General features: G+C 71.2%; 18 protein-coding genes. 9 read left to right on the top strand and 9 right to left on the bottom strand.

Annotation, left to right across the window (positions count from 1 at the left end; translation table 11 throughout):
• Positions 1–9: 9 nt before the first annotated feature.
• From sufC to HJG52_RS02390, 8 genes are all read right to left on the bottom strand, one after another.
• Positions 10–768: a Fe-S cluster assembly ATPase SufC gene (sufC, locus tag HJG52_RS02425; RefSeq protein WP_171241962.1), complete on the bottom strand. Its 759-nt coding sequence runs from the start codon at positions 766–768 to the stop codon at positions 10–12.
• A gap of 27 nt (positions 769–795) precedes the next feature.
• The gene (locus HJG52_RS02420) at positions 796–1,152 is read right to left on the bottom strand and encodes a non-heme iron oxygenase ferredoxin subunit (protein ID WP_346767526.1); all 357 of its coding nucleotides are present in this window, start codon (positions 1,150–1,152) and stop codon (positions 796–798) included.
• A complete protein-coding gene (gene sufD, locus HJG52_RS02415; RefSeq protein WP_171241961.1) occupies positions 1,149–2,318 on the bottom strand; it encodes a Fe-S cluster assembly protein SufD in 1,170 nt (389 codons plus the stop codon). Before sufD ends, HJG52_RS02420 begins: the two co-directional genes overlap by 4 nt.
• A complete protein-coding gene (gene sufB, locus HJG52_RS02410) occupies positions 2,319–3,737 on the bottom strand; it encodes a Fe-S cluster assembly protein SufB (RefSeq protein ID WP_171241960.1) in 1,419 nt (472 codons plus the stop codon).
• Entirely contained in the window at positions 3,734–4,474 is a 741-nt protein-coding gene (locus HJG52_RS02405) for a helix-turn-helix domain-containing protein (protein ID WP_171241959.1), read from the bottom strand. The genes sufB and HJG52_RS02405 overlap by 4 nt, the downstream gene beginning before the upstream one ends.
• 61 nt (positions 4,475–4,535) lie before the next feature.
• A complete protein-coding gene (locus HJG52_RS02400; protein ID WP_171241958.1) occupies positions 4,536–7,481 on the bottom strand; it encodes an AAA family ATPase in 2,946 nt (981 codons plus the stop codon).
• A gap of 128 nt (positions 7,482–7,609) precedes the next feature.
• Positions 7,610–7,795: a hypothetical protein gene (locus HJG52_RS02395; protein ID WP_171241957.1), complete on the bottom strand. Its 186-nt coding sequence runs from the start codon at positions 7,793–7,795 to the stop codon at positions 7,610–7,612.
• A 136-nt stretch (positions 7,796–7,931) separates the two neighbouring features.
• Positions 7,932–8,123, bottom strand: a complete 192-nt coding sequence (locus HJG52_RS02390; protein ID WP_171241956.1) for a hypothetical protein — start codon at positions 8,121–8,123, stop codon at positions 7,932–7,934.
• 109 nt (positions 8,124–8,232) lie between these two features.
• Here HJG52_RS02390 and HJG52_RS02385 point away from each other — a divergent pair, with 109 nt between their 5' ends.
• From HJG52_RS02385 to HJG52_RS02365, 5 genes are all read left to right on the top strand, one after another.
• Positions 8,233–8,943, top strand: coding sequence for an ATP-binding cassette domain-containing protein (locus tag HJG52_RS02385; RefSeq protein WP_171241955.1), 711 nt, complete (start codon positions 8,233–8,235; stop codon positions 8,941–8,943).
• Positions 8,940–9,662, top strand: a complete 723-nt coding sequence (locus HJG52_RS02380; RefSeq protein ID WP_171241954.1) for an ABC transporter permease — start codon at positions 8,940–8,942, stop codon at positions 9,660–9,662. The genes HJG52_RS02385 and HJG52_RS02380 overlap by 4 nt, the downstream gene beginning before the upstream one ends.
• A 249-nt stretch (positions 9,663–9,911) precedes the next feature.
• The gene (locus tag HJG52_RS02375; RefSeq protein ID WP_240977384.1) at positions 9,912–10,814 is read left to right on the top strand and encodes a COX15/CtaA family protein; all 903 of its coding nucleotides are present in this window, start codon (positions 9,912–9,914) and stop codon (positions 10,812–10,814) included.
• A gap of 65 nt (positions 10,815–10,879) precedes the next feature.
• A complete protein-coding gene (locus HJG52_RS02370) occupies positions 10,880–11,467 on the top strand; it encodes an ArsR/SmtB family transcription factor (protein ID WP_171241953.1) in 588 nt (195 codons plus the stop codon).
• Positions 11,464–12,750, top strand: a complete 1,287-nt coding sequence (locus tag HJG52_RS02365) for an MFS transporter (RefSeq protein WP_171241952.1) — start codon at positions 11,464–11,466, stop codon at positions 12,748–12,750. Before HJG52_RS02370 ends, HJG52_RS02365 begins: the two co-directional genes overlap by 4 nt.
• Here the strand turns inward: HJG52_RS02365 and HJG52_RS02360 are convergent.
• The gene (locus HJG52_RS02360; RefSeq protein ID WP_346767631.1) at positions 12,732–13,667 is read right to left on the bottom strand and encodes a heme o synthase; all 936 of its coding nucleotides are present in this window, start codon (positions 13,665–13,667) and stop codon (positions 12,732–12,734) included. The two genes, HJG52_RS02365 and HJG52_RS02360, sit on opposite strands and share 19 nt — an antisense overlap.
• Positions 13,668–13,866: 199 nt before the next feature.
• On the opposite strand from HJG52_RS02360, the gene tkt reads away from it, so the two are divergent.
• From tkt to zwf, 4 genes are read left to right on the top strand one after another with little or no spacing between them, the layout of a single operon-like run.
• The gene (gene tkt, locus HJG52_RS02355) at positions 13,867–16,149 is read left to right on the top strand and encodes a transketolase (RefSeq protein ID WP_346767525.1); all 2,283 of its coding nucleotides are present in this window, start codon (positions 13,867–13,869) and stop codon (positions 16,147–16,149) included.
• Between the two features lie 5 nt (positions 16,150–16,154).
• On the top strand, positions 16,155–17,297 hold the full coding sequence (gene tal, locus HJG52_RS02350) for a transaldolase (RefSeq protein WP_171243013.1): 1,143 nt from the start codon (positions 16,155–16,157) through the stop codon (positions 17,295–17,297).
• Positions 17,294–18,949: a glucose-6-phosphate isomerase gene (locus tag HJG52_RS02345; protein ID WP_171241950.1), complete on the top strand. Its 1,656-nt coding sequence runs from the start codon at positions 17,294–17,296 to the stop codon at positions 18,947–18,949. The genes tal and HJG52_RS02345 overlap by 4 nt, the downstream gene beginning before the upstream one ends.
• The gene (zwf, locus tag HJG52_RS02340) at positions 18,946–20,490 is read left to right on the top strand and encodes a glucose-6-phosphate dehydrogenase (RefSeq protein WP_171241949.1); all 1,545 of its coding nucleotides are present in this window, start codon (positions 18,946–18,948) and stop codon (positions 20,488–20,490) included. Before HJG52_RS02345 ends, zwf begins: the two co-directional genes overlap by 4 nt.
• Positions 20,491–20,514: the final 24 nt, after the last annotated feature.

The following is a 20,514-nucleotide window of genomic DNA, read 5'->3' as shown; positions in this document are numbered from 1 at the left end:
GCTGCTCGCTCAGGCCTTGGCGGTGACGAAGCGGTCGTAGCCCTCGGACTCGAGGCGGTCGGCCAGCTCGGGGCCGCCCTCCTCGACGACCTTGCCGTCGACGAAGACGTGCACGTAGTCGGGCTTGATGTAGCGCAGGATGCGCGTGTAGTGCGTGATGAGCAGGACGCCGAGGTCGGTGCCCTCCTTGGCCCGGTTGACGCCCTCGGAGACGATGCGCAGGGCGTCGACGTCGAGACCGGAGTCGGTCTCGTCGAGGACGGCGATGCGCGGCTTCAGGAGCTCGAGCTGGAGGATCTCGTGGCGCTTCTTCTCGCCACCGGAGAAGCCCTCGTTGACGTTGCGCTCGGCGAACGAGTCGTCCATGCGCAGGTCGGCCATGGCGCCCTTGACGTCCTTGACCCAGGTGCGCAGCTTGGGGGCCTCGCCGTCGACCGCGGTCTTGGCGGTGCGCAGGAAGTTGCTGACCGTCACTCCCGGCACCTCGACGGGGTACTGCATGGCCAGGAACAGGCCGGCCCGCGCGCGCTCGTCGACGCTCATGGCGAGGACGTCCTCGCCGTCGAGGGTGATCGTGCCCTCGGTGACGGTGTACTTGGGGTGACCGGCGATGGCGTAGGCGAGGGTCGACTTGCCCGAGCCGTTGGGGCCCATGATCGCGTGCGTCTCACCGGACTTCACGGTGAGGTCGACACCGCGCAGGATCTCCTTGGTGCCGTTCTCGGTCTCCACGGTGACGTGGAGGTTGCGGATCTCAAGCGTGGACATGGATGGGGTTCCTCGTTCTTTTGCGGATCAGTGGTTCAGGGGGGTCGTGCCGACGAAGACCTCGTCGCCTGCGACCTTGACCGGGTAGACGTTCACGGGCACCGTCGCCGGCGGGCCGGACGGGTCACCGGTGCGGATGTCGAAGCGCGACCCGTGGAGCCAGCACTCGAGGGTGTGGCCCTCGAGCTCGCCCTCGGACAGCGAGACGTTCGCGTGGCTGCAGGTGTCGTCGAGGGCGTAGATCTCGCCCTCCTGGGTGCGGACGATGGCCATGACCTGGCCGTAGACGTCGGCGGCAGCAGCCCCCACCGACGGCAGCTCGTCAACCCGGCAGACGCGCACGAAGTCGTCGTCGCCGTCCACGGGTGCGGCCTCGGCGGTCACCGGCTGCCCTCGAGCTCGGCATCGATGGCGGCCATGAGGTGCTCGCTCACCTCGGGCACCCCGATCCGGGCCACGATGGCGGCGAAGAAGCCGCGCACCACGAGGCGGCGGGCGACGTCCTCGGGGATGCCGCGGGCCTGGAGGTAGAACAGCTGCTCGTCGTCGAACCGGCCGGTCGCCGATGCGTGACCTGCGCCGACGATCTCGCCGGTCTCGATCTCGAGGTTCGGCACCGAGTCGGCGCGTGCGCCCTCGGTGAGGACGAGGTTGCGGTTGAGCTCGTAGGTGTCGGTGCCCTCGGCCGCGGCGCGGATGAGGACATCACCCACCCAGACGGTGTGGGCGGTCTCGCCCTGGAGCGCACCCTTGTACTCGACGTTGGAGTGGCAGTGCGGCGCCTCGTGGTCCACGAAGAGGCGGTGCTCCTGGTGCTGACCGGCGTCCGCGAAGTACACACCCAGGCCCTCGAACGAGCCTCCCGGCCCGGCATACCGGGCGTTGGTGGAGATGCGCACGAGCTCGCCGCCCAAGGTGACGACGATGTGGCGGACGCGGGCGTCTCGGCCGACGAGCACGTCGTTCTGGGCGACGTGGAGCGTGTCGTCGTCCCACTCCTGCACGGTGACGAAGGTGAGGTCGGCGCCGTCGCCGGCCTTGACCTCGACGACCGCGCCGCACTCGGCGGAGCCACGGTGTGTGAGCACCACGGTCGCCTTCGAGTGGTGACCCGCCTCGATCACGAGGTGGCCGTTGAGGCGCGCCTTGTCACGGGCCTCGACCGTGATGTGCACCGGCTCGGCCAGCTCGGCCTCGGCCGGGATGGCGATGCGGGTGGCCTTGGACTCCCCCGCCCACGCGACGGCGGCCGCGCGGTCGGCCGGGACGAGGACGCCCGCGGCGGTCGGGTCGACGCGCTCGGTCGTCACGCCCTCGGGGCCGTCCACCGTGAGGGTCAGCTTGTCGACCTCGGTGGCGCCGGGCTGGAACAACCCGGAGAGCCGGTCGACGGGCGTGAACCGCCAGTCCTCCTCCCGGCCACCGGGCACGGCGAAGTCGTCCACGGCATACGAGGTCTTGCGCTCGGCACGCGACTGGTCGGGGACGAACGCCGCCGCCGAGTCCTCGTGGGCGCCGGCGGCCGGGTTCTTCTGGGCCAAAAGGCTCACTTAGCCCACGGCTCCTTCCATCTGCAGCTCGATGAGGCGGTTCAGCTCGAGGGCGTACTCCATGGGCAGCTCGCGCGCGATGGGCTCGACGAACCCGCGCACGATCATGGCCATGGCCTCCTCCTCGGTGAGGCCTCGGGACATGAGGTAGAACAGCTGGTCCTCGGACACCTTGGAGACGGTGGCCTCGTGGCCCATCGTCACGTCGTCCTCGCGGATGTCGACGTAGGGGTAGGTGTCGGAGCGGCTGATGGTGTCGACGAGGAGCGCGTCGCAGACGACGGACGACTTCGAGCCGTGGGCGCCGTCCATGACCTGCACGAGGCCGCGGTAGGACGTGCGGCCACCGCCGCGGGCCACCGACTTCGACACGATGGTCGAGGAGGTGTGCGGGGCGGCGTGCACCATCTTGGCGCCGGCGTCCTGGTGCTGGCCCTCGCCCGCGAAGGCGATCGACAGGGTCTCGCCCTTGGCGTGCTCGCCGAGCAGGAAGACGGCGGGGTACTTCATCGTCACCTTGGAGCCGATGTTGCCGTCGATCCACTCCATCGTCGCGCCCTCGGCCGCGGTCGCCCGCTTGGTGACGAGGTTGTAGACGTTGTTGGACCAGTTCTGGATGGTCGTGTAGCGCACGCGGGCGTTCTTCTTCACGACGATCTCGACGACCGCGGAGTGCAGCGAGTCGGACTTGTAGATCGGCGCGGTGCAGCCCTCGACGTAGTGCACGTACGAGCCCTCGTCGGCGATGATCAGGGTGCGCTCGAACTGGCCCATGTTCTCGGTGTTGATCCGGAAGTAGGCCTGCAGCGGGATGTCGACGTGGACGCCCGGCGGGACGTAGATGAACGAGCCACCCGACCACACGGCGGTGTTGAGCGCGGCGAACTTGTTGTCACCGGCGGGGATCACGGACGCGAAGTACTCGCGGAACAGGTCCTCGTGCTCGCGCAGGCCGGTGTCGGTGTCGACGAAGATGACGCCCTTCTCCTCCAGGTCCTCACGGATCTGGTGGTAGACGACCTCCGACTCGTACTGCGCCGCGACACCGGCGATGAGGCGCTGCTTCTCCGCCTCCGGGATGCCGAGTTTGTCGTAGGTGTTCTTGATGTCCTCGGGCAGCTCGTCCCAGGTGGTCGCCTGCTTCTCCGTCGACTTCACGAAGTACTTGATGTTCTGGAAGTCGATGCCGGACAGGTCGCTGCCCCAGTTGGGCATGGGCTTCTTGTCGAAGAGCCGCAGCGACTTCAGCCGCAGGTCGGTCATCCACTGCGGCTCGTTCTTGCGCGCAGAGATGTCGCGCACGACCTCCTCGTTCAGGCCACGGCGCGCGGTCTCGCCGGCGGTGTCGCTGTCGGCCCAGCCGTACTCGTAACGCCCGAGGTCCTTCAGACCCGGGTTCAGCTCCTCGATGGTGCTCATCGTGAAGACCTTTCTGTTGCACCGTCAGGCTTGGTGGGGGTGGGAACGAACGTCGTGCAGACGTGGTCGCCGTGGGCGAGCGTCGCGAGCCGCTGGACGTGGACGCCGAGCAGCCGGGAGAACGCATCAGTTTCAGCGTCACAGAACGCGGGAAATTCCCGGGCGGCGTGCTGGACCGGGCAGTGACCCTGGCACAGCTGTATGCCGGCCAGCGGGCTTCCCGAGGCCGCGTCGCCCACGGGGCGGGCCGAAGCCGCGAACCCGTCGCGGCTGAGCGCCCCGACGAGCGCGTCGACCCGCGCACCGGTGTCGTCGCCCGCGTCGGCGAGCTCCGCGGCATACCGCTGCTCGAGCGAGGCGACCCGCGACTCGGCGAACCGGCGGACGGCGTCCTCCCCCGCCTCGGCTGCGAGGAAGCGCAGTGCCTCGGTCGACAGGTGGTCGTAGTCGGACTCGAGTGCCTGGTGACCGGCGTCGCTGACGACGTAGGACCGGGCGGGGCGGCCGCGGCCACGGACCGTGGCGGCGGGCTCGCGCTCGGTGATGAGCCCGGCGTCGGCGAGGTTCTCGAGGTGGCGGCGGACCGCCGGGGCGGTGAGCCCGAGGTCGTCGGCGAGGGTCGCGGCGGTGATGGGTCCACGCTCGCTGATGGCCTGGAGGACCCGCTCGCGGGTGCTCGACTCGAGCACCGCCGAACCCGCGACCACAGGGGCCTCGGGGCTCGCCGGGATATTCACAACATCGATGTTACGTAAATACCCACGGGCTCGAAAGCAAGGTGACCCTTACCTCGTCCCCCTAGTCTAGCAGCCCGCGATCCCGCGCCACCGCCACGGCCTCGCCCCGGCTGGTCACCCCGAGCTTGGCGATGATGTTGGAGACGTGGACGCTGGCGGTCTTGTTGCTGATGAACAGCTGCGTGCCGATCTGGCGGTTGCTGCGCCCGAGCGCCACGAGGGCGAGGATCTCCCGCTCGCGGGGGGTGAGGTCCTCGCCGGCCCGGTCGGCGGGGCGCTTCGGTGGGCGGGCTCCCCCGCTCGCCCGGACCTCGGCGAGCAGCGGCTCGGCCCGAAGGCGCCGCGCCGTCTCCAGGGCGGCCCGCACCTCGAGCGCGCCGGCGGGGTTGCCCATGGCCTGCAGGACCGTGCCCAGCCGGACCTGGGAGCGCGCCGTCTCGTAGGGGTGGCCGTACTCCTCGAACGATGCCACCGCCGCCCGCCAGCCCTCGACGAGCAGCTCCGGCGGGACCTCCTCGCCGGCCAGCCAGCGCAGCCGCAAGGACTCGGCCCGCATCCGCGCGAGCCAGGCCAGCGACTCCGGACCGGTGTGTCCCTCCTGGGACTGCAGCGCCCACACCGCCTCGGCCTCGTCGGCCACCGCCGCGCCCTTGGCCACGAGCGTGGCCCGCTGCGCGGTCGGCACCTTCTGGACGTGCGACGCGAGCTGGCCGAGCAGCAGGGCCGCAAACCTCAGCTGGGCCTGGAACCGCGGGTGCCACAGCCGCGCCAGCACCTCGACCACGTCGTCGTAGGCCGCGACCGCCGCCTCGATGTCACCGGCGTTGCCGTGCAGGTCGATCGCCGCTCCGCCGGCGAACACGGCCACGAGGCCGTCGACCTCCCACCAGGCCCGCGCCTGCGCGAGCGGCACCTCCCAGCCGGTCTCGCCGCGGGCCGCCGTGAGCAGCAGCCGGGCGCCGGCGAACATCGAGGCCGCCGGCTGGGGCGGGTGGTCGCGGCGCGTGTCGAGGAACCGTGCGCTGTCGTCCCAGAGGCCTGCCTCGTATGCCGCGAGGCCGGCGAGGAGCCGGTTCTCCAGGGCATAGGGGGCCCACATCTGCCCCGACTGGCGGGCCCGGGCCGCACCCTCGCCGTAGACGCGGACGGCCTCCTCGAGCCGGCCGGACCGGTGGTGCAGGGACGCCAGGTGGTGGCGCGCCCGCATCGCGGCAGGGTCACCGGGCGAGGTCTCCCGCGCGATGAGCTCCTCGAGCGTCTCGCGCGAGGCGTCGGGGTCGACGACGCGCTCGATGATGCGCGCGCGCACGACCCGGACCTCCGCGGCGACCTCCGGCAGGCCCGCGTCGATGGCCGCCTCGACGGCGAGGTCGGCCGTCGTGGTCGCCTGGTCGTCGCGCCCGCGGTCGGCCAACGCCTGCACGTGCGCGGCAAGGAGCCGGGCCCGGACCTGGGGGCGCCGGGACTCGCTGTCGTCCTCGCGCAGCCCCTCGAGCAGGACGAGTCCTTCCTTGGTGGCGGCGAGGGTGTCGGTGGGGCCGTCGATGACCCGGGCCGTCGTCGCCAGGGCGGCGAGCAGCTCGACGCGACCGAGCACGGGCGCGGTGTCGGGGCGCCGCGACAGGCGTTCATGCAGCAGGGCCACGGCGCGCACGGCCCCGCCCACCGCCGTCGACGCCGCAGCCGCCTTGAGCGTGATCGCATCGGTGCGCTCGTCGCCGGTCGACATGAGGCCCAGGGCGCGTTCGTAGTGGTCGAACGCCTCCCGCGGACCACCCACCGACATGGCGAGGTCGCCGGCCTTCACGTGGGCGTCGAGCGCGGTCTCGCGGTCACCGGCGGCGGCCGCGTGCCGGGCCAGGTCGGCCCACGGACCGAGCCCGCGACGCTCGGCCAGCACCGCGGCATACCGCTCGTGGGCGCGCACGCGCTCACCCGGCAGGAGGTCGTCGTAGACCGTCTCGGCCAGCAGTGCGTGGCGGAACGCGTAGCCGCCGGAGTCGGTGGCGACGAGGACGTTGCGCTCGACGGCCTCGCGGACGCCCTCGTCGAATGCCGCGGGCTCGAGATCGGCGACGGCCTCGAGGACGGCGTGCGAGACGGTGCCCCCGGCGGCCGAGGCGAGGCGGACGACGCGTTGGCCGTTCGGGCCCAGCTGGTCGAACCGCACCAGCAGGAGCCGGGAGAGGTCCTCCGCCACCCCGTGGTGGCCGAGCGCGCTGGCGGCGACGAGCTCCTCGGTGAAGAAGGCGTTGCCCTCGGCACGCTGGACGACCGCGTCGACCTGCTCCGCGCTGAGGGCGCCCGGTCGCAGCGCGTCGACGAGCTCACGCACGGCGTCGTCGGGCAGGGAGCCGAGGTCGACCCGGCGCAGGTCGGGCAGCCGCGACCAGTGCGCGAGGGTCGTGCGCAGGGGGTGGCGTCGGTGCAGGTCGTCGCTGCGGTAGGACGCGACGATCGAGACGGGGCCGCGGAACCCGCGGGTGAACAGCAGGGTGAGCAGGTCGCGGGACGACTCGTCGGCCCAGTGCACGTCCTCGATCACGAGGAGCACGGGTCCGAGCCGGGACAGGTCCTCGAGGGCGCCGTGGACGGCCTCGACGAGGTCGGAGCGGTCGATGGCGTCGGAGCCGTCGTCGTGCCCGGCGCGGATCTCCCCCACGCGGCGCCGGCCGGGCGTGAGGTTCTCCAGCTGGGGGTGGTCCTTGACCAACTGGGCCGCGATCTCGGGGTCGGACTGCTCGACCCGCGCGACGATCTCGCTGAACGGCAGGTAGGGCAGGGTGCGGCCGGCCTCCCCGAGGCAGTGCCCGACGAGGACCCGCCAGCCCTGCTCGCGGGCGTTCTCGACCAGGTCGGACAGGACCCTGGTCTTCCCGATGCCGGCATCACCCGACAGCAGGACCGAACCGTGGCCCCCACCCGTGAGACCGACCAGTCGGCGCAGACGCTCGGCCTCCTCGGCACGGCCCACGAACACTCCGCCAGCCGCCGCCTCCGTCGCCACGTCGCACAGTATGTCCGAGAGGCCGGACAGCTCCGGACCAATTTCCTGCGGCACGACAAAGGGCCCCGACCCCGGTGCGGGGATCGAAGCCCTGATGTCGTCGTCGGTGGCCTGCACCACCGTGCTCGTCAGGCCTGGCCGAACGAGTGGTGGCGGTGCAGGTGACGCTGGCCGGCGAAGGCGCGGGACACGGCGGCGCGGAGCCGGTGGTGCCGGGCCGGGAGGGCGGGCGTCTGGCCGATGCGGTGGCCGAGCATGGACTCGGTGCGCCACTCGACCTCTGCGGCGACGAAGAGCGGGTCGGCGATGATCATGGATGGTTCTCCTTCGGTGTCGGACTGCGCGGTGCGGTTCGTGGTGAAACCACGATGTGCGTCTAAGGCCCCCTCATGCATGGGGCTTATGCCTTATCTCTGGGTGTGGCCCCGCCACCCAGAGACCGGCGGGGCCTCAGACGGGCCGGGCCGTGTGCCGGGGCGCGTGGGCCGCGACCTTGCGCGAGTGGCGGGGTCGCCGGGCCCACGGCACCAGCCGGAACAGCTGGATGGGGCGACGGCTCCCGGCCAGGTTCGCTGCGCCGAGCGACTCGCGCCGCCAGGCGTTTTCGGCGGCAACGGTGTACGGGTCTGCGTGCACGCTCATGGTGATCTCCTTGGGTCCGCCCAACCCGGTGGCTGGGGCGATGACTCCACGGTTCGCGTCTGAGGCCCCCTGCCACATGCGGCATCCGCCCAGTTCCTAGACTCGGCCCGTGCCAGCCGCCGTGTCCGTCGAGTCCGTAGGAAAGACCTACGGCTCCGTGACGGCCCTTGACGGTGCGACCTTTGCCGCAGACGCCGGTCAGGTCACCGCGGTCCTCGGCCCGAACGGCGCCGGCAAGACGACCATGGTCGAGTGCTGCGAGGGCCTGCGGCGGCCGGACCGTGGGAGCGTCCGTGTCCTCGGCACCGACCCGTGGCGGGCCGGCCCCGACCACCGGGCCCGGGTGGGGGTGATGCTCCAGGACGGCGGGCTCCCCGCGTCGGTGAAACCCCTGCGCCTGCTCACCCACCTCGCCAGCATGTATGCCGCGCCGGTGCCGGTCGCAGACCTCGCCGGCCGCCTCGGCATCGACTCCTTCGCGGGGACGTCGGTGCGGCGTCTGTCGGGCGGGCAGCGCCAACGCGTGGCGCTGGCCGCGGCCCTGGTCGGTCGTCCCGAGGTCGTGTTCCTCGACGAGCCCAGCGCCGGGCTCGACCCGCACGCACGCCTCGACGTCTGGGAGCTGGTGCGCTCGGTCGCGACCGACGGTGCCGCCGTGGTCCTCACCACCCACTCCTTCGAGGAGGCCGAACGGCTGGCTGATCGGGTCGTGATCGTCGCCGCGGGACGGACCGTCGCCGACGGCACGCCCGCCGAGGTCGCGGCCGGCGGCACGCTGGAGGACCGCTACTTCGCACTCACTCGGGAGGCCCGGCTGTGAGCGCCGCGACACCCGCGCGGCAGCGGGTCCTCGCGCAGGCGCGCTACGAGACGGTCACCCTGCTGCGCAACGGCGAACAGCTGCTCGTCGCACTGGTCCTGCCGGTGGCGGTTCTCATCGGGGTCGTCCACGCGACGTTCCTCGACCTCGGTCCGGGCCGGCGCGTCGACGTGGCCGTGCCAGGGGTTCTCGCGCTGTGCGTGCTGTCGTCCGCGTTCACGGGGCAGGCCATCTCGACCGCGTTCGACCGGCGTTACGGGGTGTTGCGCCTGCTCGGTGCCACGCCGCTTGGTCGCGGAGGACTACTTGCCGCCAAGGCGGTGGCGGTGCTGGCCGTCGTGGCGCTGCAGGTGGTCGTCGTCGGCGCGGTCGGTCTGGCGATGGGCTGGGAGCCGAGCCTGCGCGGCATACCCGCCGCTCTGCTCTCCCTCGTCCTCGGGTCCGCGACCTTCGCCGCCCTGGCGCTCCTGCTCGGCGGCACGGTGCGCGCCGAGGGAGTCCTGGCGCTGGCCAACCTGCTCTGGGTCGCCATGCTCACCCTGGGCGGTGTCGTCATCGCGGCGACCGGGGTCTGGTTCCTCCCGTCGGCCGCCCTGGGCGACGCGCTGCGCGCATCCCTGGTCGACGGCGGCGTCGACTGGCGCGCGTGGGCGGTGCTCGCCGCGTGGGGGGCCGTCGCCGCCCTCCTCGCGCGCCGCTGGTTCCGCTGGGACGACTGACGCCCGACCGCCCGCCCGGTCACCGACGTGGCCACCGCCAGCCCGACGACCACCCACGCGGGACGACCCGTCACGACCGCCGCCGCCAGCAACACGGCATACCCCACGACCACACCCACCCGCCACACGCTCCCGGTCATGGGACCAGTCAGCCAGCGCCCCTGCCGCGCCACCATGAGGAACGTCCCCCATCGCTCCCCCACCGCCGTCGGGGAAACCCCTGACCCGTACCCTTCTGCGGTGACCTGGATGAGGCGACTGCTCCTGCTGAACGTCGTCGTCGAGGTCCTCATCGTCGTCACCGGCGGGCTCGTGCGGCTCACCGGCAGCGGACTCGGCTGCCCCACCTGGCCGCAGTGCGTGCCCGGGTCGTACACGCCGGTCGCGCACCAGGCCGAGGGCTACCACCGCTACATCGAGTTCGGTAACCGCACCCTGACCGGTCTCGTCGGGTGGGTCGCCCTGGCGGCGTTGTACGCCGTGTGGCGCTGGAGCGGGCCGCAGCGAGAGCAGTGGTATGCCGTGTGGCGCGGCTGGGGTTCGGCGCGTCGCGACCTCGTCGTGCCGGCCGTCGTGGTGCTTGCTGGCGTCGTCGCGCAGGCCGTCATCGGCGGGATCACGGTGCTGACCGGACTCAACCCGCTCATCGTGTCGGCCCATTTCCTCGTGTCGATGGTCCTCGTCGCCAGTGCGTCGCTCGCCTACTACCGGTCGCAGCTGCCGGCCGGCCCCGCGCCGCTGGCCGTGCACCCGCTCGTCCATCGGCTCGGGCTGGTGACCTGCGTCGTGGCGGGTGTGGTGCTGGCGCTCGGCACTGTCGTCACCGGGAGCGGCCCGCACTCCGGCGATGCCGAGACCCCCGCGCGCTACGGCTTCGACCCGCGCACCATCTCCTGGCTGCACGCCGACGCGGTCATGCTGTTCGTGGGCCTCGTCGTCGCGGTCTGGCTGGCTGCCCGGCTCACCGCTCCCACCTCGCTGCCCGCGCGGGGCTGGGCGGCCGTGTTCGGCGTGACCCTGCTGCAGGGTGCCGTCGGTTACACCCAGTACTTCACCGGGCTTCCCTGGGTCGTGGTGCTCGGACACATGCTGCTGGCGAGCCTGCTCGTGGTCGCGCTGGTACGGGCGATGGTGGCGTTGCGGCGGGTCTGATCCCGAGCGGCTCAGTTGTACAAGACCTCTTGTGCAACTATGGTTGTGCAACTACTCTTGTGCACATGCCAGCCAAGAAGCACGACCGCACGGGCATCCGCACGGTCACCGACGCCAAGGCCCTGTCGGCCATGGCCAACCCGTTCCGAGCCCGGATGATGGACGCCCTCAAGGTCGACGGCCCGTCGACCGCCTCGCACCTCGCGGGGCGGACCGGGCAGGCCGTCGGCAGCGCCTCCCACCACCTCAAGGTCCTCGCCGAGGCCGGGCTCGTGGAGGAGGCCCCCGACCTGGCCAAGGACAAGCGCGAGCGCTGGTGGAAGCTCGTCGACGCCGGCACCCGCTGGTCGCGCGCGGACTTCGCCGACGACACGGCGGCGGTCACGGCCGCGTATGCCGCGGAGTCGCTCGCGCTGCAGCGCCAGTTCGAGCGGGTCAAGGAGTGGAACGCCAACGCCGACAGCCTGCCCGACTGGGACGACGCGGCGTTCGCGACGCAGAACTGGCTGCGCCTCACCCCCGACGAGCTGCGCGAGGTGGCCGAGGAGGTCCTCGACGTGCTGCTCAGGTGGTCCCGGCGCGACCTGCCCGACGACGGCCAGGAACGCGAGGCCGTCTACGTCTTCGCCCGAGGGTTCCCGGCCCAGCCATGACGACCACGACCACACCGGTTGCCCAGCCCACTCCCCTGGCCCGCAACCGGAACTTCCGCCTGCTCTGGTTCGGGGAGGGCGTCAGCGTCCTGGGCTCGATGACGACGACCGTCGTCTTCCCGCTCATCGCGGTCACCCAGTTCCATGCCGGGCCGTTCCCGATGGGGTTGCTCGCCGGTGCCGTCTGGTTCCCGTGGCTGGTCCTCGGGCTGCCGGTCGGTGCCATCGTCGACCGCAGCGACCCGCGCCGGGTGATGATGACCGCCGACCTGGTCGGCGCCGTCGCCGTGGCGTCCGTGCCCGTCGCCTGGGCCGTGCACCTGCTGACCCTCCCCCACCTCATGGTGATCGCGCTGGCCCTCGGCAGCTGCACCGTCTTCTTCCGCACGGCATACACCGCGCTCGTCCCCCGGGTCGTGCACCGCGACGACCTCGAGGCGGCCAACTCGCGCATCTACGGCACCGAGTCGGCGATGCAGATCGCCGGCCCCGGGCTCGGCGGCCTGCTGGTGCAGGCGTTCTCCGCGGCCGGCGCCGTCGTGGTGGACACGCTCTCGTTCCTGGTGTCCTGGGTCTGCCTGTGGCGCATGCGTCCCGACCAGCTGGGACCCGCACCCGAGCGACCCGAGCGCGAACCCATGGGGCGCCAGGTGCGCGAGGGTGTCCGGGTCGTCGTGCACGACCGGTTCCTGCGGTTCTTCGCGATCCAGGGTGGGCTCGGCAACTTCGCGCTCACCGGCTATGGCGCGCTCATGGTGCTGTTCCTCGTGCGCGACCTGGGGCTCGAGCCGTCGTTCGTCGGCACCGTCATCGCGATCGGTGCCTGCGGGGGGCTGCTCGGCGCCACGGTCGCGACCCGCACCGTCCGCTGGCTCGGGGACGCGGGCGCCCTGCGCTGGCTCCAGGTGCTCGGCGGCCCCACGGCCATCCTCGTCGGCCTGGCGCAGCCCGGCGTGGGCGTCGCCCTCGTGCCGCTGGGCTCGTTCCTCGTCGGGGTCGGCGTCGTCGGCGCCAACGTCGTGCGCGCGTCGTTCCGCGTGCGTTACACCCCGGCCGCGCTCATCGGCCGCACCACGGCCACGATGGCGGTGCTGAACTTCGGCACCATGCCGCTCGCCGGGCTCGTCGCCGGCGCCCTCGGTGAGGCCATCGGTGTCCGGGAGACCATCCTGGCCATGGCCGGGCTCAACGCGGTCGGCTGCCTCTCGGTGTTCGTCGGGCCGTTCCGGAGGGGACGTGAGCTACCGCGCGAGCCGATGCCGGCTCAGCCGATCGGCAGGTAGAGCAGCGGGTCGAGCGCGACGCCGAGGAAGAGGATGCCGACGTAGGTGATCGAGAAGTGGAACAGGCGCATCGGCTTGAGCACCTTCGGCCCCGCACCGACCTTCGCGGCCCGCAGCAGCCGGTGCGCCTCGGCCACGAACATGCCGCCGCACAGCACGGCGGTCACGAGGTAGAGCCACCCCATCGGGTTGACCCACACCAGCGCGAGCGACGCCGCCACCATGAGCCAGGAGTAGACGACGACCTGCCGCGCCACGACGACGAAGTCGCGCACGACCGGCGCCATCGGCACCCCGGCGGCCGCGTAGTCGTCCTTGAACCGCATCGACAGCGGCCAGTAGTGCGGCGGTGTCCAGAAGAAGATGACGAGGAACAGCACGACCGCCGACCACGACACCGAGTTGGTGACGGCCGACCAGCCGATCAGCACGGGCATGCACCCGGCCGCCCCACCCCAGACGATGTTCTGCGACGTGCGGCGCTTGAGCAGCATCGTGTAGCCCACGGCATACATGACGATCGCGCCCAGGCTGAGGGCCGCGGACAGGACGTTGACGAACACCGCCAGCCACGCCGTCGACACCACGGTCAGCACGAGGCCGAAGACGACGCCCTCGCGCGGTGTGATCTCGCCCGTCACCATCGGCCGGTTGCTCGTGCGGTGCATCTCGGCGTCGATGTCGCGGTCGTAGACGCAGTTGAACGTGTTGGCCGCGCCGGCGCTGAGCGAGCCGCCGACGAGCGTGGCGACGATGAGCCACAGCGAAGGAATTCCCTTGTGGGCCAAGAACATCACTGGCACCGTCGTGACGAGCAGCAGCTCGATGATGCGGGGCTTGGTGAGGGCGAGGTATGCCGCGGCCTTGCTGCGCTTCGCCGGTGCCGGGGACGTGGAGGTCCGGGCGGTCGGGTCGATAGCGGTCACGGCGTCCTTCGAGGGAGTCACGAGGGTCTCTGGGCGAGCCCGAACGGGCGTCGCCAGTCTAGCCCCGGCGCGCGGGTGCCCGGCCCTCGGTCCTGGATGCGACGCGCATCACCCCCGGGACTAGTCTCGGTGGTGTCGTCGTTCCCATCCGTGCACGTCACCCGAGCACCCAGCGTGAGGAGACCTCTCAGTGCCCACGAAAGCCCGTCAGACCAAGGCCCAGCGCAGGACAGGGCTGAAGAAGCCGGTCGCGCGAAAGGCAGGCTGGAACGACCTGGACGTGCGGGCGGTCGACACCGTCCGGGTCCTCGCCGCCGACGCCGTGCAGAAGGTCGGCAACGGCCACCCGGGCACGGCCATGAGCCTCGCCCCCGCGGCATACCTCCTCTTCCAGCAGGTGATGGCGCACGACCCGAACGACCCGACCTGGCTGGGACGTGACCGGTTCGTCCTGTCGGCCGGCCACTCGAGCCTCACCCAGTACATCCAGCTCTACCTGTCCGGTTACGGACTCGAGCTGACCGACCTCAAGGCGCTGCGCACGTGGGGCTCGCTCACGCCGGGCCACCCCGAGGTCCACCACACCACCGGCGTCGAGATCACGACCGGGCCGCTGGGCTCCGGCTTCGCCTCCGCCGTGGGCATGGCGATGGCGCAGCGCCGCCAGCGCGGGCTGTTCGACCCCGACGCCAAGCCCGGCGAGAGCCCGTTCGACCACCACATCTGGGTGATCGCCTCCGACGGCGACCTCATGGAGGGCGTGTCGTCCGAGGCCAGCTCGCTCGCGGGCCACCAGGAGCTCGGCAACCTCACCGCGATCTACGACGCCAACCAGATCTCGATCGAGGACGACACCGACATCTCCTTCTCCGAGGACGTCGCCGCGCGCTACCGCGCCTACGGCTGGGACGTGGTCGAGGTCGACTGGCGCAAGAACGGCGACGGCTCCGAGTACGTCGAGGACGTCGACTCCCTCTACACCGCGCTCGAGAAGTCGAAGAAGTCCAAGAAGCCGACGCTCGTCGTGCTGCACACGATCATCGCGTGGCCCGCCCCCACCAAGCAGGACACCGGCAAGTCGCACGGCTCCGCACTCGGCGAGGAGGAGGTGGCCGCGACCAAGGAGGTCCTGGGCTTCGACCCGAAGAAGACCTTCCAGGTCGACCGCGACGTGCTCACCCACGCGCGCAAGGTCAAGGCGCGCGGCAAGGCCGCCCACAAGGCGTGGGACAAGCGGTATGCCGCGTGGCGCAAGGCCAACCCCGAAGGCGCCAAGCTCCTCGACCGTGTCGTCACCGGTGAGCCGCCGGCCGACCTCGACGCCGCGCTGCCGGTCTTCCCCACGGACACCGAGAAGGGCATGGCGACCCGCGCTGCATCCGGCAAGGTGCTGACCGCGCTGGCTCCCGTGATGCCCGAGCTGTGGGGTGGCTCTGCCGACCTCGCCGAGTCGAACAACACGACGATGGAGGGCGAGCCGTCCTTCATCCCCAGGAGCAAGCAGACCCGCGAGTGGAAGGGCGGCCCCTACGGCCGGACCCTGCACTTCGGCATCCGTGAGAACGGCATGGGCATGATCCTCAACGGGATCGCCCTCGAGGGGCTCACCCGCCCGTACGGCGGCACGTTCCTCGTGTTCTCCGACTACATGCGACCGGCCGTGCGGCTCGCCGCGATCCAGCAGCTGCCCGTCACCTACGTCTGGACGCACGACTCGATCGGCCTCGGCGAGGACGGCCCGACCCACCAGCCGGTCGAGCACCTCGCTGCGCTGCGCGCCATCCCCGGCCTCGACGTGGTCCGTCCCGCCGACGCCAACGAGACCTCCGCCGCGTGGGGCCACATCCTGCACAACGAGCGCACCGCGGCCCTTGCGCTGACTCGCCAGGCGCTGCCGGTCATCGACCGCAAGAAGTACGCCAGCACGGCGGGCGTCGCCAAGGGTGCCTACGTCCTCATCGACGGCGGCCCCACCGGCAAGGCCAAGCCCGATGTCATCCTCGTCGCCACCGGCTCCGAGGTCGCCATCGCGCTCGACGCCCGCGAGACCCTCGAGAAGCAGGGCATCAAGACCCGCGTGGTCTCGATGCCGTGCCGCGAGTGGTTCGAGGACCAGACGACGGCATACCAGAACCGCGTCCTGCCCCCGGACGTGCGCGCCCGCGTCAGCGTCGAGGCGGCCGTCTCCCTCGGCTGGCACGACATCGTCGGTGACGCCGGCCGCAGCATCAGCCTCGAGCACTACGGCGCGTCCGCCGACTACAAGACGCTCTACCGCGAGTTCGGCATCACCCCCGAGGCCGTCGTCAAGGCAGCCAAGGACTCGATCAAGGACGCCAAGGGCGGCACCCGGCGAGCAGCAACCGTCACCCAGACCCGGCCCCGCGCCGCCGAGGCACGACGCGGCGTGACCGACACGACCACCAAGAAGAGCGCCGCGACGAAGGCCGCGGCCAGCACGAAGAGGAAGTGACCCTCGTGGCCCAGAACAAGAACATCCAGGCCCTGTCCGACCAGGGCGTGTCCGTGTGGCTCGACGACCTGTCGCGCGAGCGCATCGAGACCGGCAACCTGCAGGAGCTCATCGACACGATGGGCGTCGTCGGCGTGACGACGAACCCGTCGATCTTCCAGGCCGCGCTGGCCAAGGGTGACCGCTACGACGAGGACCTGCGCCAGTGCGCCCGCGAGGGCAAGGACGTGTGGGAGACGGTCCGCAAGCTCACCACCGACGACGTCCGCGCGGCCTGCGACATCATGATGCCGGTCTTCGAGGCGACGAACGGCCTCGACGGACGGGTGTCGATCGAGGTCGACCCGCGCCTCGCCCACGACACCGCCGGCACCGTGCAGCAGGCCAAGGAGCTGGCCGAGGTCGTCGACCGGCCGAACGTGTTCATCAAGATCCCGGCGACCGTCGAGGGCCTCCCCGCGATCTCGCAGGTGCTGGCCGAGGGCATCAGCGTCAACGTCACGCTGATCTTCTCGCTCGACCGGTACCGCGGTGTCATGAACGCCTTCCTCACCGGCCTGGAGCAGGCCCGTGAGGCGGGCAAGGACCTGTCGAAGATCTACTCGGTCGCGTCCTTCTTCGTCTCCCGCGTCGACACCGAGATCGACAAGCGGCTCGACGCCATCGAGGGCGACAAGGCCCAGGAGGCCAAGGAGCTCAAGGGCAAGGCCGGTGTGGCCAACGCCCAGCTCGCCTACCAGGCCTACGAAGAGGTCTTCGGCACGCCCCGGTGGCAGAACCTCGCCGACGACGGCGCCAACGCCCAGCGTCCGCTGTGGGCCTCGACCGGCGTGAAGAACCCGGACTACAAGGACACCCTGTACGTCACCGAGCTGGTCGCGCCCAACACCGTCAACACCATGCCGGAAAAGACGCTCGACGCCGTGGCCGACCACGGCGAGGTCACCGGCGACACGGTCACCGGCAGCTACGCCGCAGCCGGCGAGGTGCTGGACCAGGTGGAGGCGCTCGGCATCTCCTACTCGGACGTCACCGACGTGCTCGAGAAGGAGGGTCTGGAGAAGTTCGACCAGGCCTGGGCGGAGCTCGCGGACGAGGTGCAGAAGGACCTCGACCTGGCCCGGTCCGACGTCGAGGGCGAGAAGTGAGCTCACTGGGGGTCGTCGCCTCAGGAGCCGCCGCCGACGCCATCGCGGCGAAGGTGCCCGAGCTGGTCGAGGCCGGTTTCGCCGGCAAGCTCTTCGCGCAGGACGCCACCCTGTGGGGTCCGGACGCGGAGTCCGAGTCCGCCATCCGGCTGTCCTGGGTGGGGCTGCCGCGCTCGTCGCGGCCCCTGATCGGTGAGATCGCCGCGCTGCGCGACCAGCTCAAGGCCGAGGGCGTCGACCGGGTCGTGCTCTGCGGCATGGGCGGGTCGTCCTTGGCGCCAGAGGTGATCTGTGCGACCGACGACGTGCCGCTCGTGGTGCTCGACTCCTCCCAGCCGGACATGGTGCGCGACGCCATCACCGACCTCGACCGCACCGTCGTGGTGGTGTCGAGCAAGTCGGGGTCGACCGTCGAGACCGACTCACAGCGGCGTGCCTTCCAGGCCGCCTTCAGCGAGGCCGGCATCGACCCCACCGCGCGCATCGTCGTCGTGACCGACCCGGGCAGCCCGCTGGACGAGCAGTCCCGCAAGGACGGCTACCGCGTCATCAACGCCGACCCCAACGTCGGTGGCCGCTACTCCGCGCTCACCGCGTTCGGTCTCGTGCCGTCCGGCCTCGCCGGTGCCGACATCGAGGCCCTGCTCGACGACGCCGAGGCGGTCTCCGACGTGCTCAGCGCCGACGACGACGCCAACCCCGGCCTGCGGCTGGGCGCGGCCATGGCGGGCACCGACCCGCTGCGCGACAAGCTCGTCATCGTCGACGACGGTTCCGGCATCGTCGGCTTCGCCGACTGGGCTGAGCAGCTCATCGCCGAGTCCACGGGCAAGCAGGGCACCGGCATCCTGCCGGTCGTCGTCGGCACCGACGACGACCCCGAGGTCGCCCAGCCCGCCGCAGATGTGACCGTGGTGCACCTCGTGGCCGACTCCGACGACGACGAGCCCGCGGACGAGCCCGTCCACGCGGACCAGTCGACGGTCGACGTGAGCGGGCCGCTCGGCGCGCAGCTGCTCCTGTGGGAGGTCGCGGTCGCTGCGGCCGGCCGCCTGCTCGGCATCAACCCCTTCGACCAGCCCGACGTCGAGAGTGCCAAGAAGGCCGCTCGGGCGTTGCTGGACAAGGGAATCGGCGCCACCGACGAGCCGGCCGCCACCGACGGTGCCGTGGAGATCCGCGCCCTGGGCGGTGACTGGCTCGGCGACGCCAAGACCGTCCCCGCAGCCATCGACGCGCTCCTGGCCCAGCTCGACCCCAAGACCGGCTACGTCGCGATCATGGCCTACCTCGACCGCCTCGCCGACGCCGACCTGGCGCAGACGCGCCCGGTCGTGGCACGGCATACCGGACGTCCCACGACGTTCGGCTGGGGGCCGCGCTTCCTGCACTCCACCGGGCAGTTCCACAAGGGCGGCCCGGCCACAGGTGTCTACCTCCAGGTGACGACCCAGCCGCGCGAGGACCTCGCCATCCCGGGCCGCGAGTTCACCTTCGGTGACTTCATCGCCTCGCAGGCCGCCGGTGACGCGCAGGTGCTGGCCGAGCACAACCGGCCGGTCCTCCAGCTGCACCTCACCGACCACGACGCCGGACTGGCGCAGGTGCGCGACGCCCTCGAGGCCCTCGCACCCGCGGAAGCAGCCACATGAGCCCGACCCGCGTGACGCAGGCGAGCAACCCGCTGCGCGACCCACGGGACAAGCGACTCCCCCGCATCGCCGGACCATGCTGCATGGTGCTGTTCGGCGTGACCGGCGACCTGGCGCGCAAGAAGCTGCTGCCCGCGATCTACGACCTCGCCAACCGGGGCCTGCTGCCGCCGGGCTTCTCGCTCGTCGGCTTCGCGCGCCGCGACTGGGCCGACCAGGACTTCGGCAAGATCGTCTACGACGCCGTGAAGCAGCACGCGCGGACTCCCTTTCGCGAGAGCGTCTGGCGCAACCTCGCCGAAGGGTTCCGGTTCGTCCCGGGCACGTTCGACGACCCCAACGCCTTCGACCTGCTCGCCGAGACGGTCAAGTCGCTGGAAACCGAGCGCGGCACCGGCGGCAACGTCGCGTTCTACCTGTCGATCCCACCCGGCTCGTTCTCGGTGGTCTGCGAGCAGCTCGAACGCTCCGGCCTCAGCCGCCCCGAAGGCGACTCGTGGCGCCGCGTCGTCATCGAGAAGCCGTTCGGGCATGACCTGAAGTCCGCACGCGAGCTCAACGAGATCGTCGAGAGCGTCTTCCCACCCGACTCGGTCTTCCGCATCGACCACTACCTCGGCAAGGAGACGGTGCAGAACCTGTTGGCGCTGCGCTTCGCCAACCAGATGTTCGAGCCGGTGTGGAATGCCAACTACGTCGACCACGTGCAGATCACCATGGCCGAGGACATCGGCATCGGTGGCCGCGCCGGCTACTACGACGGCATCGGCGCCGCCCGCGACGTCATCCAGAACCACCTGCTCCAGCTCCTCGCGCTCACCGCGATGGAGGAGCCGGTGTCGTTCGCGGCCGAGCACCTGCGCGCCGAGAAGGAGAAGGTCCTCTCCGCCGTGCGTCACCCGGGTGACCTCGGCAAGTCCACGGCGCGCGGTCAGTATGCCGCGGGGTGGCAGGGCGGCGAGCACGTCATCGGCTACCTCGAGGAGGACGGCGTCGCCAAGGGCTCCCACACGGAGACGTATGCCGCGATGAAGGTCGAGATCGACTCGCGCCGCTGGGCGGGCGTCCCGTTCTACCTGCGCACCGGCAAACGCCTCGGCAAGCGGGTCACCGAGATCGCCGTCGTCTTCAAGAAGGCGCCACATCTGCCGTTCGAGCACACCGCCACCGAGGAGCTCGGGCAGAACGCCATCGTCATCCGCGTCCAGCCCGACGAGGGCATCACCATGCGCTTCGGCGCCAAGGTGCCCGGTGCGCAGATGGAGGTCCGCGACGTCACCATGGACTTCGGATATGGCCGCTCGTTCACCGAGTCCAGCCCCGAGGCCTACGAACGGCTCATCCTCGACGTGCTGCTCGGCGACCCGCCGCTGTTCCCCCGGCACGAGGAGGTCGAGCTCTCCTGGGAGATCCTCGACCCCGTCGAGCGCTACTGGTCCAAGCAGAAGGGCCGGGTCGAGCCCTACAAGGCCGGCGGCTGGGGACCGGAGAGCGCCGACGAGATGATGCGTCGTGACGGCCGGGTTTGGAGGATGCCATGAACACCCCACGAAGTTCTCCACTCG

The sequence above is a fragment of the Knoellia koreensis genome (assembly GCF_013041615.1).
In the GTDB taxonomy this organism is placed as follows: domain Bacteria; phylum Actinomycetota; class Actinomycetes; order Actinomycetales; family Dermatophilaceae; genus Pedococcus; species Pedococcus koreensis.
This window is presented reverse-complemented; position numbering and strand designations above follow the sequence as displayed.

Bases quoted from the DNA above. Each gene is read 5' to 3' on its own strand.
- HJG52_RS02395 (WP_171241957.1), bottom strand. From the start codon at position 7,795: ATGATCATCGCCGACCCGCTCTTCGTCGCCGCAGAGGTCGAGTGGCGC.
- sufC (WP_171241962.1), bottom strand. From the start codon at position 768: ATGTCCACGCTTGAGATCCGCAACCTCCACGTCACCGTGGAGACCGAG.
- HJG52_RS02370 (WP_171241953.1), top strand. From the start codon at position 10,880: ATGCCAGCCAAGAAGCACGACCGCACGGGCATCCGCACGGTCACCGAC.
- HJG52_RS02390 (WP_171241956.1), bottom strand. From the start codon at position 8,123: ATGAGCGTGCACGCAGACCCGTACACCGTTGCCGCCGAAAACGCCTGG.
- HJG52_RS02365 (WP_171241952.1), top strand. From the start codon at position 11,464: ATGACGACCACGACCACACCGGTTGCCCAGCCCACTCCCCTGGCCCGC.
- HJG52_RS02375 (WP_240977384.1), top strand. From the start codon at position 9,912: ATGAGGCGACTGCTCCTGCTGAACGTCGTCGTCGAGGTCCTCATCGTC.
- zwf (WP_171241949.1), top strand. From the start codon at position 18,946: ATGAGCCCGACCCGCGTGACGCAGGCGAGCAACCCGCTGCGCGACCCA.
- sufB (WP_171241960.1), bottom strand. From the start codon at position 3,737: ATGAGCACCATCGAGGAGCTGAACCCGGGTCTGAAGGACCTCGGGCGT.